The sequence below is a fragment of the Acinetobacter sp. YH12049 genome (assembly GCF_013419875.1).
Lineage (GTDB): Bacteria > Pseudomonadota > Gammaproteobacteria > Pseudomonadales > Moraxellaceae > Acinetobacter > Acinetobacter amyesii.
In genome coordinates this window covers 1-13,596 of record NZ_VOZH01000052.1, presented here as the reverse complement: position 1 = coordinate 13,596, position 13,596 = coordinate 1, and the positions used below count along the sequence as shown (strand labels likewise).

Genomic DNA, 13,596 nt, shown 5'->3' with positions numbered 1-13,596 from the left:
TTTTCTAAAATTAACATAATACACGTTATACGAAATGCTTTATAATTATCCTTAGAAATCAATGATGTAGTTTCTAGTTGATAGCCCACCTTCCCCAAGGTGGGTTTTTTTTATGATTTTTCACGTTCCACGCTTAATAAGTGAGCAATGTTCCACACTTTTGTTTAGCTAAAAATAACAATAAAACCTTACTCATCTGTAAAAACTGCCCGAGCTAAACGGCCCAATAATCCCCTTTTTTTAGGTTCCGATTCAACGTGTTTAGGAATAGGTGTATGCTTGTTGTCTTCCCCAAAAGTAGTCAATGCGTCATAGTTCGACTCAATCTCTGGCCGAGGATCTGTTGCTATATTTAGATTAGTAGATTCATTTAGCTTACTAGTATTTTCTTGTTTTGGCTGTTCTAACGTGCCTTTAAACTCAATTCTATGAGTGAGATCTTCAATATGTTGCATCAAAGACTTTTCTCTTTCATTTGCTAAATCTAACTGATTTTTGAGTAAAGAAATTTGATCTTTTAATATATTTTCAATTTCAGACTGAACGTGTACCTGTACATCCTTCTGGACTTGTTCAGTACGTGTACTGGACTGAACACTGACGGGATTGCCATAAACTCTGATAAGTTCCGATAAGTCTATAAGTCCATCATGATCTCTTGATAATTCACCACTTTTTATAGATTCATAGATTGTTGTTCTTGATTTTTTAAAAGCTTTACTTGCGTCCATTACGCTAAATTTTGTTTTGTTCAATGTAATCCCTCAGCACGTGTTTAAGGATGTTCATCTGAACATCTTAGCTGAACATATATCTTATTTTGAATTAAATCGTACTTTTCTAGGTATAGCAGCAATTTTTCAAACTTTTTGTTCAATGGTAAAGTCGATATTGAATTCTGCTAGTTTTTCAATCCATCTATTACCTTCGTTATTTTTAAAATCAATTTTTATTCTTTCTACTAATTCGTCTGTAGTCTCACCAGATTCTTTGAATCTCAAGCTCAATTCTTCACTTTGAATTATCGTTAAATAAACCATTTTTGCAGTTATTTTATTTTGCTCTTGGTTACTACCAGTTTCACTTTGTTGATTAGCTCCAATAGTTTTCTTTTTTCTAACTATAAAATTAACATGACTAGCTTTGCGTCCTTCTTTCTTGACTGCTTTAAACTCAATAGTAAGTTCTGTTTTAGAGTTAATGTCATCAATATGGGGTTTAAGAATAGTACTTTTGAAATCTCTATATTCTGGGTATGAATTTTCTGCTAGACCTAAAGCACTTTTTAATTCTTTAATGGATACATCGAAATTAGAACGAAATTCATTTTGTACCAAGAATGGGTAAAGTTTTAAACCGTGACCATGTAAGGCAACAGCCGACTTAACTTTAAATTTTGTATACGAATTTTGTTTATTAAAAACATACATAATGTATAGGGCAAAATGCGTGAAAGAAATATAAAAACATCCATCCTTGTATGAGCATGTACTAATGAGTCTTGTTCGAATTTCTCGATCTTTTCCAGGATGATAAAAAACTACACTGTGGTCGTAGAGAGCATCTACTACTCGGTTTAAGGCTACATAAGCACTGCTTGGCTTTAAGCCCGTCAATTCAGCATATTCTTTAGCTGTTACAGTGAATTCTGTTGTTTCATTGGGATCTGATGCTAGCCGAACTTTAGGGCTAAAAAAGAATAGCAATTTTAGAATATCGTCTTTTGGTGATTTCTCATGCTTCAATTGCCAGAAAATATTTTGAAAGACAGCATAGTCTTTTGGATAACGTTTGGCAGGTGCTGCAAGAGGAAAAAGAGATTTGTCATGTTCCTCAAAATTTTTAATTTTCTTTAATGATACAGCCATCTAAAATCACTATTCTTCTATTATGTGGTGGTATTTTTAATACTATTCACCCCCACTTATTAAGTCAAGCATATCTTGATTACAACCTAACATTTCGCCCCCACTAACCTAACATTTCGCCCCCACTAACCTAACATTTCGCCCCCACTAACCTAACATTTCGCCCCCACTTAAAGTCAAAAACCTAACATTTCGCCCCCACTTAAAGTCAAAAACCTAACATTTCGCCCCCACTTTAGTGTCTGAAACACTGGTATAGCAACACATTGAGACTGGTCGTAAAGCTTTTTAAAAGCTTTTTAAAAGCTATTAAAAGCTTTTAATAAAGCTTTTAAAATTAGTAGATTAAAAAATAAATGAAAAATTGCCCTTGGTTTTCGCTACGCTCAAACTCTATTGAATCTCGCTTTCGCTCGATTCGTGGGGCAATTTTTAGTTAATATTCTTGTTAATTTAAGAAAAGGCAAAAGCAACTCGGAATTCGCTTCGCTCATAAGTTTTTTATGCTCGCTTCGCTCGGTCTAGGTGCAAAGATCAGCATTTGATCTACTTTCAATTTGAAGCAAATATTTTAAAAAGCGGTTTTTCAGGGAGTCTAGACGCAAATTTTCGTTGTGTCGCTCGTAGACACTCGCTAAAGGAGATCGAACATGAGCAAAGATGAAGATTTGGTTTCTCTAACAATGAGCATTTTAGAAAATCCTCCAAAGCACTACAGACTCGATAAAGATGGAGTTTTCAAAGAAGATCAGGAGCAAGTGCAGACTTGGGAAGAATATTTTAAATTATTTGGTAATCCCAAAGGTTTAGAGGATTTTATGGCAGATCGTGAACAAGACGTACCGAAAGATCAATTTTAGGCGCACAGATTGCGTCAGTTTGGATTTTTAATGTTATGACCTAGGTTTTTATGCAAATCAATAAAAGTCGCTTAGAACGCAAATAGTGAGCATTTAGACAACCCACCTCGTTTCGATATTCTGTTGGTTAAGAATATCCGAGGGGGTCTAAAAAATGCTTATAACGTATGCACCGTAAAATTTTGTCGAAGTGCCGATTGCCAACCAACCAACACCAAACTTTAAAACGCTGAATTTATTCATAAAATCAGAAAATATTTATCCTATGGTGGATAACAACCTCGAAAAACTATGTCTTCAGAAGTTTAGTTTAGTCCGAGCGACCAACTCGAACAGCAGGGGAGACCAATCCCCATTTAACCTTTTTGATTCTCCTGTGGCTTTAAATCCACAGCCTTCAAGCACTATGACCATGCAGGAAGTAACACACTCAAATACAGTCCCCTGTATCCTCAACATCACTCTTTCGCAAAACCACGATTCCCTTAACAAGCCATTTCTGACAACGGTAGCTATGGTTTTTTAACCAACTTTTGATAAAACAACTCAAAAGAAAATTCATATTCATCATTAAATTTATCTGTAATTATAGATCACTATCTATTTTACAAATAAAAACAACAACTTATTCCGAATAATTACAGTACAATTTCGGTAAAAATCTACCTTATATGCGCTACTAAAGATCGCTCCAACACATCTATGCCGATAACTAAAAATCAGTTATTCAAAAACCTAGGTGACAAAACCTAATGACATAAAAGTGCGTCCCAAGTTATCAATTGAAGTCTTAACAAGCAGTACGCTTATTCACTCTCTTTCTTGCCCTTTTCCTTGCTTTTACATACGCAGTTCCAAAATATGTATTACGCAGGCTCGATACCTTGGTATCAATATCTACAACTAGATAAAAAAAGAATCACCGTGAGTAAAGCACTTACTTTGCAGCATGGCTGAAAATTTTACTTCTCAGCTTTTACACGTTTAAGCTATACATCGACCTTTAAAGCCAAAGTGGAATGTCGTCACGACAAATTCACCACTCGACCAAAAAGTGCCACTCTCGCCAGCTTTCACCTTGATCGCCTGTATCCTCTCGAATACCGCAGAAGCCATCGTGTGTGCCACGCACCTCGCCAATCCCTTTCAAATCAGCGAAGAACGGTAGTTATTAACGCTACTCTCCATCATTGGATTTCACTCACTATTTCTTCAAAAGCAGGATTTCGGCCCTTTCAGCCTAGTTAGGAATTCTTAGCCAATAGCTCTAACTTAACTTCCTAACGCCAACATTCTCAATGTTTCCATTGATTCTGTGATTCCGTTTCCTTGTCGCCCAACTTCAAGAACCAAAACAACTATGAAGTGGATTGAGTAGAATTTGAGGGTAGGCAATAAATTGCCACCCCTCATCAGCCCTCATCAAAACGTACCGAGCCACAGTTAAATGGCAGTCCGCTTCGTCAAGCAGTTTTCAGGCTGTCAACCTTTCCACTGTGAGCTGTTGAAAATCAAAATTTTTAGTGTGCCTAACGGCACACTAAAAAACGGTCAAAGGTCTTTTAGGTGCGTTGGTCAGACACACTTCACAACTGATGAAAAAATCATAATGCACAAAAAATATGCTGTCTAGGTGCGTTTGCATGGAACTACTTATTACCCTCTTACAAATACCGTCTAGAAGTCCTTAAAACTTGCTTCGCAAGTTCACCATAGCTTCGCTATGGAAAAAGCAAAAAACAGCTTAAAACCAAAAATCCTTTTACTCGATTACAATGCTAGTTTTTGATCAAAAAACAGCGTATTTTGTGAATTAACCCTTGATAACAATTATTGGAAATATTTTGGATGATAATTTTTAGTCCACATACAAAATTTACGATGCAACGGCTTGCCGATCATGTTGCTAATGGTGCGTATTTTTATTTCGGCTTTGAGTACGACAGTTCTAAAAAATCTATTGAATCCGTCTTGGAGAAGATGACAGAGCGTTATGAATTGGGGATTTCACCAAGACAGCGTTCTTACCGCCTAGAAAAGGGTCATCCGATTTGCACGATGATCGTGCAAAGAGATGTTTTTAATGAAAATAAATGGTTTCTGTATTGCTTATTCACTACGCCTACAAGTAGAGATTTCAATACTTTCAACGGTATCGAGATTAATAAGCTTGCCAAAGAATCGGAGCGTTTAAAAATCGAGAAACTAAAAGAGAAGTACAAAGGCTTTAAGTGGGATCTCGATTCAATCTCAGCAGAAAAGACCTTGATCTCAGATTACTTCAAAGATAATGAGCCAAAACAATTTGTCTTAAAAAATCCGATTGCTGTCAAACCCACTGCCCTAGTGACTATGGAGCTTTTCAGAGATACGCATAAGACTTATAAACAGCTCATCTTGGGTGATGAAAAAGATTACAAAGACCGAGTAAGGGCTTATACGTGGACTTGGCGATATACAAAGCAAAGTATTGAAAAAATTAAAACTAAATTTACTGATTCTATTAATAAATTGGCTAGTCAAAAAAATAGCTCTCTAGCAGAGAAGAACCGAGCCGACATTAAAAATCTATTCCTGATGGTGGAAACATGGTCTATTTTCAAAGCAAGCCGTTCCCAAGCAGGGCAGATCATCCATTTTGCACAGCGTTTTTTAAAGTACAGGTCTAAGAAGCAGAAAACATGGATGCAGATGGAAATTGCTCCACCACATTTGACTTATCTGCCACGATTGCCGACCTATGCTGATACACTCCAAGAGTATAAATTTCGCCGATCTATATTTGATGAGGATGGTATAGAAGTGCCTTTAGAAATTATAAGGGAATATCATCGCACTTTTGACCATTTCCCCCTTAAAGCTTATATAAACGAGATGAAGGAACAGCATAAAAATAGCGGATTGATTATCCAAAAAGCAGATGAGCTTTACTTACAGGTGCTTGAAGATGAGTAAATCCGCTAAGAGAAGCTATTAAATACGGACTTTGAATAGGTTCTAACATGCAAATTTCGTATAAGAGATTTTATGTTAAATAAAAAGACGCCTATGTAAAGGCGTCTTTTGAATATTTCTAGATTATTGAAAAGCTTGTCTTAGAACTTCACCTTTCTCTGTAGAAGTTTGGCTAGTTGTAGAGTTTTCATCATTTATATCTAAAATATCTTTTCTTTTTTCAGGGCCATAATATGAAATAAACTTATTTATAGATTTATCCCACGTTAAATAACTGTCGTTATATTCAGAAGTAAAACGATAGCCATCTTTTATTTTTTTAAGCTCCAATCCTTCACGACCTAACCAATAGTTAAGAACATGATCATATTTACCTGCTTCATTTTGAAAGTAGATATCTATAAAGCCATCACTGTTTCCAGTGAAAATTGAGTAAGCACCTTCACAGGTAACGTCTGAAGATCGGATAATATAGTCTTTTAAGCCATCATTATTAAAATCTATATTTACTAAAAACCCTTTATTGAAAGTGATTTTAGGATTTTTAACTTGCATTTCTTCATCTTCAGATATGCCTTGGCAGGTATCTATATACTCACTTTGAACTACTTCTTTAATCTCTATAGGCAGCTTATTGAAAGGAATACTATTATTTTTTACAGGGATTTCTGCTAAAGAATTTGTACAAAAAACAGCTATGGCTGCAAAACCTATTAACTTTTTCATTAATAAACCTATTTATTTGGATTTTATAGAGATTAATAGGTGTATCTAAAACCTTGTGCCATCATACAATCTTGTATCATTTCAGCTTTTTCATTTTGATTTACTTTAGCTAAACCTATGTCATAGCGACATTTTGCTAAAGCACTATTAGCATCATGTGGAGTAATTCCAGCTTTTCTCCACATAGGTTGTGATGTACTACATGCAGAAATTAAAAGTGTTGAAACAGCTAATGCCCCGATAATTGTTTTTTTCATAAAAAACTCTATAAAATTTAATCAAATAATTTTTCTATTCTATCAAATTTTATGAATTTTGTAATAAAAAATGGGAGCTTAATCTCCCATTTTTACTGATGATTTTTTAATTCTTTTAGCATGGCATCCCGCAAGATTTCATTCATGCGTGTCTGATAACCTTTACCTTGTGCTTTGAACCATGCAAGTACGTCAGCATCTAAACGAATAGATGTTTGTTGCTTCACTGGACGATAGAATTGATTGTGGCGTACAGTATTACTCCAGTCGGTAATTTCAGGAATATCTGATAGATCTAGCTGATCGTCAGGAACTGTTCCCTTAGCAAGCAAGCGTTCAATTTCAGCATCTTGCTTGTCGCTGAATTTTTCATTCAGTTCTTTGCGTGAGTATCTAACCATGCTCATATTTATCTCGCTCTGCTTTAGTTACCTGTCTTGCACTAATGATTCGTATGATTTCACAGTCATCTTCATCAAAGATGGTATGAGCTACTAAGAGCATTAGTACGCCTTTCACTTTTCCAATGGTCTGCCAACGTTCTTCACCATCGGTATGTCTGTCTTGGATTGAGATCCGTAATGGATCTTCAAAAATAAGGCTTGCAGTTTCGAAAGAGATATCATGCTTTTTCTGATTCTTTCGATTCTTAGCCTCATCCCATTCAAAATACTGTTCCATAAAAAACATTCAAATTTGTATATACAATAATGTATCACAAAATTGTATCACTCAAGTTGAGAAGCGTAATTTTTAGTCAAATTTATTGGCAAGAACTATCAAAACCGCTCATAAAAAAGCCGACTTGTTTCCAAGTCGGCTTTTCGGGTTTGCGTCCCCGATTTTTTATAGTATAACTTTTTGAAATATAAAACTATTTTTATATGCGTTTCGTATAACGCCCATTATGTTAAATAGTCCGAAGCGTGTTCAAGCATGATTCGGACTGGTTGCATTAAAATTAACATTTTTATAAAAAAATGTGGCTTGTATTACATTAATTTAATATAATTTATTGAATGTAAAGAATATCACTATTTAGTTTTACAGGTTTAGTGTGCTCTTTTCACATATATTCATTAACAATTCGATGTAAAAGGGTTCATAAATGAAAAAGGTTATTTCTTATGCTACGTTAGCAGTAATTGGGCTAATCGGTATTCAAGCCGCAAATGCTGCAACTACAACAGGTACATTAACTGTGAAAGCGACAGTTGCAAAAGGTTGTTCGGTAAATACCGATGCGTCTGGCACTGTAGCAGAAGCGGTGCTTGACTTTGGGACAATCACTTCTTTGACAGCCAATGTGGATGGTGACACTACTACTTCTTCTGGAACTTCTATCAAGGTATTATGTAACAACGGTACAGCTTATACAGTTGCATTTGGTGCTGGTACCAATGGTCTAGGTGGCGTACGTCGTATGGCGGGTGGTTCATCAGAATTTATTCCATACAATTTATATTTAGCGTCAACTCGTGCAGATGCACTTGCAGTTGATGGCACGACAGCTTCAATTACAGGTAATGGTACTCCACAGACACTTGACGTTTATGGTCGTATCCCAGCAGGAAGTGTTTTACCAACTGCAGGTAATTATACAGATACAGTGACATTGACGGTTACTTATTAACAGTTGCGTTGTATTAAGCTAGGTATTATTTGCTAGCTTAATATTTATTTAATGATAGGTTGATAATGAAAAGTATTTTTAGCTCATTACTGAAAATTTCTTTATGTATGCCAGTTTGTATTTATGCTGCATCGATTCGTTTATCGCCTATCGGTTTAGAACTCTTAGATACACAGTCGGCTACCACGCTAAATATTTATAATCAATCAACTGAAAGTAGTGATTTTCAGGTGCGCGCATTTGAATGGTCGCAAGTAGAAGGAAAAGATCAACTAATACCGACAGATGATATTGTCATTAGTCCACCAATATTTAAACTTGCTTCCGAAGGGTCTTATAATTTACGCGTTGTAAGATTGAATTCGGCACCTATTACAAATGAAAAGTCATATCGTATTATTGTGGATGAATTACCTAAGCCGGCAGATAGCCGTAAGGTAAGTCAAGGTGTAAATGTTTTACTTCGCTCTTCGATGCCACTTTTTGTAGTGAACAAAAATGCTTATTATGAAATTAAATGGAAAATTGAAAATAGTGAAAATCAATCATTTTTGATTTTAAATAATATTGGAACCAGGCACGTTTTACTTAGTAGTCTCTCTATTATTGATAAAACTTCTAAAATGACCTATTTGATACCTGTCAACACACTGAATGGATACATTTTACATAAGCAGACAAAAAGTTATGCGATTGCAAATAATTTTAAATTTCAAGCTAATCATGAATATAGCGTAACTTTAGTAGTAGATGGTAAAACCATCGTATTGTAAAAGGCATTTAATGCTATGAAATATGGGGTTCTAGCAGCATGTTTGATTTGTATACCATATACAACTGCTTATGCTATGTTAAGGGATGATACTCATGCTACGACTCCAATTATCCCTGATATTATCCCACAAAATATTACTAACAAAGAATCTAATATCAATTTGTTTTTGAATGTATCTGTTAATAGTGAAAATACAAGTGATTTAACAGCGGTTAAAAAAGATAATAATGGTAAATTATATATTTTAGCAAAGCATTTAAGAGCACTAAGAATAATATTAGATGAGAATATTTCTGATACACAATTAATTTGTTTAAATGATTATAAAAAAATTCAATTTAAATATGATGAAAGTAATCAGAATTTAGACTTAACTGTACCTCAAGAGATGCTTACTAGGTTTAGTCTAGATTTAGAAGGATCCAATGCGACTCCAAATCAGCTATTAAACTTAAAACCATTGAATGCAGCGATCATTAATTATAGTCTTTACAATACGATTAATGACGAACAGAATGTTTTTTCTGGATCTGCTGAAGCATTTTATAGCACTCGGCTAGGCAATTTCTATACAGGTGTTTTGTATAATGGTGATGATCTAAATGATTATAGCCATAATAAATTTGTACGGTTAGAATCGAAATGGCAATATATTAATCCGATAAAAATTAGACTTTATACCATTGGTGATTTTACATCAAACACTACTGACTGGGGTAACAGTGTGCGTTTAGGTGGTGCGCAATGGTCAAGTGCGTATGCTCAACGCTCAGACATTATTACTACAGCATTACCTCAATTCTCAGGATCAGCAGCACTACCATCAACGCTTGATTTATATGTTAATCAGCAAAAAGTATATTCTGGAATAGTGCCCTCTGGCCCATTCGATATTAAACAGTTACCTCTTATTTCTGGAAATGAGGTCACTTTAGTAACAACCGATGCTACAGGAAAGCAAAATTTAGTTAAAAAGGCATACTACTTTTCACCTAAAGTTTTAGCAAAAGGTGTTAATCAGTTTTCTGTAGATGTTGGTATGCCACGTTACAATTATGGTTCTTATTCGAATGATTATGATGATGGGGTGCTTTTTGGTTCGGGATCGATTCGTTACGGGATTAAACAATCGCTCACGTTAAGTGGTGGGATGGAAGCATCAACTGATGGATTGTCTAATGCAGGTATCGGTTTTGCACAAAACTTATGGGGTTTGGGCGTTGTAAATGCAGATTTTTCGTTGAGTAACTATAAAGATGAAAATGGTTATTTAAGTTCTATTGGGTTAGAAGGTCGGATTAATAAAGATATTTCATTTAATACAAGCTTTAGAAAAGTTTTTGATAATTATTATGACCTAGCACGTGTTTCAAAAGTTCGTTATGAAAATGGATATAATAAGAATGAAAAAGATGCAGAATACAATTTTTTAACATCAGGCGCTTTAGCTGATGAACTCTTTCGGGCGGGATTAAGCTATAATTTTTATAATGGTTATGGGGTTTATGTTGGTTATAATAAGATAAAATCACAAGAATCTCAATATAGCCTTTTATCTGCCAACTTCAATGCAAATCTTGGTAAAAACTGGAATTTATATGCATCGGTTTATAAAGATTTTAATGATGCTAAAAATTATGGTTCTTATATTGCTTTACGTTATACCCCATCATTTAAGTTTAATGCTATCACGAGCATGTCGAGAGATGCAGATAATACTACAAGTTACCGCCAAGAATTTAATGGCTTATCAGGCCCAGAAATTGGCTCATTAGGTTGGGGTGGCTATGTTGAGCACAATGAAAGAAGTTCGAATAACAATGCTTCAGCATATGTAAATTATCGGGCTCGACCTGCCTATCTCACAGCTAGTTACAGTCGATATAGTGATATAGATCAGGCTTCGTTATCTGCAACAGGTTCACTCGTTTTTGCTGCAGGAAGGGTTTTTGCTGCAAATGAAATTGGAGATGGTTATGCAGTTGTTACAAATGCAGGACCAAAAAGCCAAATCCTAAATGGTGGTGTTAATTTAGGTAAAACCGATCATCAAGGTCGTTTCTTAATTTCTAATTTACTACCTTACCAAACCCATCATATTTTCCTTGATCCAACCTATTTACCGTTGCAGTGGGAAGTGCCAAATACTGCACAGAAAGTAATTGTGGGGTATCGCCAAGGTGCACACATTGACTTTGATGCTCACCAAGTAATATCTGCTGTTGTAAAACTAGTAGATAAAAACAATAACCCTATTCAGCCTGGTTATAGCGTAACGATTAATGGCGAAAATACAGCACTCATTGGTTATGATGGTGAGGTTTTTGTACAAGGTCTACTACCTAAAAACATCCTTGATGTTGATTTGCTAGATCAAGGTTCATGTCAGGTTCATTTTGATTATGGTAGTGAACATTATTCATTAAAGAAATTAGGGCCATATGTATGTCAATAATTTGCACAAACTATCAAGTTACAATGAAAAATATAATTTCGACCAATTTGTGTAAGTTTTTGATAATTAGTTTTTTTATTCTGTTTATAAGCTTGTTTTTTAATAAAGCGCATGCTACATGTATACCAGTTGGCACAACTACAACTACCCATACTTATAATGCTACAAATTTGGATAGTCCTGCTAAAATTACCTTTACAGGAACAATAACTTGTACTGAAGGAAGTAGTTCCAAGAAAGTTGAAAAATATATGTGCATGAAAACAATTTTTACAGGCACAACAACTGCAAATAGTTCAACATCATTACCTTATACGGTAATAGCTTCTGTGGGCGGTGCTGGTTCAACTTCAACTAATCAAACTTCTAATACATGGTACGGCCCCGTTACTACAGTAGCAAATAACAATGTCATTAATTATTCTGTAACAGTAACTGTACCTAAAAGATCCTCTTCAACCAATATTTATCCAGTCGGTACGTATACTGCAGCAGTTAATCTTTATTGGGATATGCAAGGTGCCTCTGCCAATCAATGTGAAGGGACTAGTTCTAGTACTGGTAGTGGATGGGATTCTGGTGGCACTACATTAACAGCTAACTATGTTGTTCCAAAAATATGTCAGCTCAATTCTACAGATGTAATAAATTTTGGTAGCATCTCTGATATTGGATCAACAAAAAATAATTATAACGCATCTGGAGCTATTTCAACGACTTGTAATAATGCAACAAATTACACAATATATTTAGGTAATGGTAATAATTATAGTAGCAGTCGGCGAATGAAACATTCGACTGCCACTGAATATATCCCTTATCAACTTTATAAGGATTCTAATTTTAGTAATCTTTGGAGTGAAACAGGTGGAACTACTAGCACAGGGGGAAGTGGTGGTCTTTCTCTAACAGGTATAGGTTCTGCTCAGTCAAGTACTGTATATGGGAAAATTGCATCAGGTATAACTATTGGTAGTACACCTGGCGATTATACTGATAGTGTTATCGTGACAGTAACATATTAAACCGTCCGCTAAGGAAATTGCAGAAGTGCATATTCTAAAAGCGGACATTTTTACTTTGGAGAAACCGGACATTTCTATTTTGGAGTTACACATTAATTTCGTATAACCGCCATTATGTTAAATGGGGCTATTGACTACTTAAACTTTTCCTTTCTTGTCTTGTTAATGGCCCTTTCTTCTGATTGATAAGTAATGCTTTTTGTAAAGTATTTTGAGTATTTCCGTATAAACCCGCCAACACAAATTCCATAATTTCATATACGTCCATAATATCTTGAAGAGTGATTTGATCTAAATCATGACTTCCTGAATTACCTAGCCACTTAATTGCCATTAAATAGTCTTTATAAGGAGACAAAATTGTGTGTGTTGGGACATCCTGCTCAATCCTATGATGCAATTTTTTTTCAGGGATCCTATGGATATCTAGTAATCTTTCAATACTACTTCTCAAGCTATTTACAGCTGATGCTGGTGATTGTAAAACAATAGAAAACGAAAGCTCTAATAACGTTTTTATTTCATCTGGTGTCTTTTCTGGGATAGGGAAAAAGCTTAATGGAGGTATAAAAATTTTGGGTTGATAATATGAGTAATATTCAGGTTCGTACTCTACATATTCTGCTTGAATATAGTCCATATCAATGCCGCCAGTACCTGAGCTAATTATTTTTTGATCGCAACTACTGTTTGAGCACTTATAGAGAGCTGTATAAGTAAGTTCTACATGCTCACAAGCATCAAACCACTCTTCAGAATGATATAATTTAGATCTATCATGTTCTTGCCAAGTTTCAGGGAGTAAAACCAGTGAGTCCCTTTTACAAAATGGACATGAAAATGGTAAAGGAGCATCTTTTAGGAAGCTTTTTATAAAGCGAAACTTTTCATTCATAGCGTAAATCTAAATTAAATTTTTCTAAAATTAACATAATACACGTTATACGAAATGCTTTATAATTATCCTTAGAAATCAATGATGTAGTTTCTAGTTGATAGCCCACCTTCCCCAAGGTGGGTTTTTTTTATGATTTTTCACGTT

At 34.9% G+C, this 13,596-nt stretch carries 14 protein-coding genes; 6 read left to right on the top strand and 8 right to left on the bottom strand.

Annotated elements, in window-relative coordinates; genetic code table 11:
- Positions 1-188: 188 nt before the first annotated feature.
- Both FTU05_RS15765 and FTU05_RS15760 read right to left on the bottom strand, forming a co-directional pair.
- Positions 189-755, bottom strand: coding sequence for a plasmid replication DNA-binding protein (locus FTU05_RS15765; RefSeq protein WP_257230141.1), 567 nt, complete (start codon positions 753-755; stop codon positions 189-191).
- 105 nt (positions 756-860) lie between these two features.
- Positions 861-1,868, bottom strand: coding sequence for a replication initiation protein (locus FTU05_RS15760; protein ID WP_180165987.1), 1,008 nt, complete (start codon positions 1,866-1,868; stop codon positions 861-863).
- 650 nt (positions 1,869-2,518) lie between these two features.
- On the opposite strand from FTU05_RS15760, the gene FTU05_RS15755 reads away from it, so the two are divergent.
- The gene (locus tag FTU05_RS15755; RefSeq protein ID WP_180165985.1) at positions 2,519-2,728 is read left to right on the top strand and encodes a hypothetical protein; all 210 of its coding nucleotides are present in this window, start codon (positions 2,519-2,521) and stop codon (positions 2,726-2,728) included.
- A 984-nt stretch (positions 2,729-3,712) separates the two neighbouring features.
- On the opposite strand, the gene FTU05_RS15750 is transcribed toward FTU05_RS15755, so the two are convergent.
- Positions 3,713-3,856, bottom strand: coding sequence for a hypothetical protein (locus FTU05_RS15750; protein ID WP_168379852.1), 144 nt, complete (start codon positions 3,854-3,856; stop codon positions 3,713-3,715).
- A 753-nt stretch (positions 3,857-4,609) separates the two neighbouring features.
- On the opposite strand from FTU05_RS15750, the gene FTU05_RS15745 reads away from it, so the two are divergent.
- Positions 4,610-5,683, top strand: a complete 1,074-nt coding sequence (locus FTU05_RS15745) for a hypothetical protein (protein ID WP_257230140.1) — start codon at positions 4,610-4,612, stop codon at positions 5,681-5,683.
- Positions 5,684-5,806: 123 nt separating this feature from the next.
- Here FTU05_RS15745 and FTU05_RS15740 read toward each other — a convergent pair whose 3' ends face one another.
- From FTU05_RS15740 to FTU05_RS15725, 4 genes are all read right to left on the bottom strand, one after another.
- A complete protein-coding gene (locus FTU05_RS15740) occupies positions 5,807-6,409 on the bottom strand; it encodes a hypothetical protein (RefSeq protein WP_180165981.1) in 603 nt (200 codons plus the stop codon).
- Between the two features lie 32 nt (positions 6,410-6,441).
- Complete coding sequence (locus FTU05_RS15735) at positions 6,442-6,666, bottom strand: hypothetical protein (RefSeq protein ID WP_071852195.1); 225 nt, start codon at positions 6,664-6,666, stop codon at positions 6,442-6,444.
- Positions 6,667-6,758: 92 nt separating this feature from the next.
- Positions 6,759-7,073, bottom strand: coding sequence for a BrnA antitoxin family protein (locus FTU05_RS15730; RefSeq protein WP_180165979.1), 315 nt, complete (start codon positions 7,071-7,073; stop codon positions 6,759-6,761).
- A complete protein-coding gene (locus FTU05_RS15725; protein WP_180165977.1) occupies positions 7,060-7,347 on the bottom strand; it encodes a BrnT family toxin in 288 nt (95 codons plus the stop codon). The genes FTU05_RS15730 and FTU05_RS15725 overlap by 14 nt, the downstream gene beginning before the upstream one ends.
- 427 nt (positions 7,348-7,774) lie before the next feature.
- On the opposite strand from FTU05_RS15725, the gene FTU05_RS15720 reads away from it, so the two are divergent.
- The 4 genes from FTU05_RS15720 (at position 7,775) to FTU05_RS15705 (ending at position 12,554) form a co-directional block, all read left to right on the top strand.
- Positions 7,775-8,299, top strand: a complete 525-nt coding sequence (locus FTU05_RS15720; protein WP_180165974.1) for a spore coat U domain-containing protein — start codon at positions 7,775-7,777, stop codon at positions 8,297-8,299.
- A gap of 65 nt (positions 8,300-8,364) precedes the next feature.
- Entirely contained in the window at positions 8,365-9,072 is a 708-nt protein-coding gene (locus FTU05_RS15715; protein ID WP_180027364.1) for a molecular chaperone, read from the top strand.
- A 15-nt stretch (positions 9,073-9,087) separates the two neighbouring features.
- A complete protein-coding gene (locus FTU05_RS15710) occupies positions 9,088-11,529 on the top strand; it encodes a fimbria/pilus outer membrane usher protein (RefSeq protein WP_180165956.1) in 2,442 nt (813 codons plus the stop codon).
- Positions 11,520-12,554 (top strand): spore coat U domain-containing protein, encoded by a 1,035-nt coding sequence (locus FTU05_RS15705; RefSeq protein WP_180165954.1) that lies wholly within the window; start codon positions 11,520-11,522, stop codon positions 12,552-12,554. Before FTU05_RS15710 ends, FTU05_RS15705 begins: the two co-directional genes overlap by 10 nt.
- A 127-nt stretch (positions 12,555-12,681) precedes the next feature.
- Here the strand turns inward: FTU05_RS15705 and FTU05_RS15700 are convergent, their stop codons facing one another.
- Positions 12,682-13,449: a DUF4145 domain-containing protein gene (locus FTU05_RS15700; protein WP_180165952.1), complete on the bottom strand. Its 768-nt coding sequence runs from the start codon at positions 13,447-13,449 to the stop codon at positions 12,682-12,684.
- Positions 13,450-13,596: the final 147 nt, after the last annotated feature.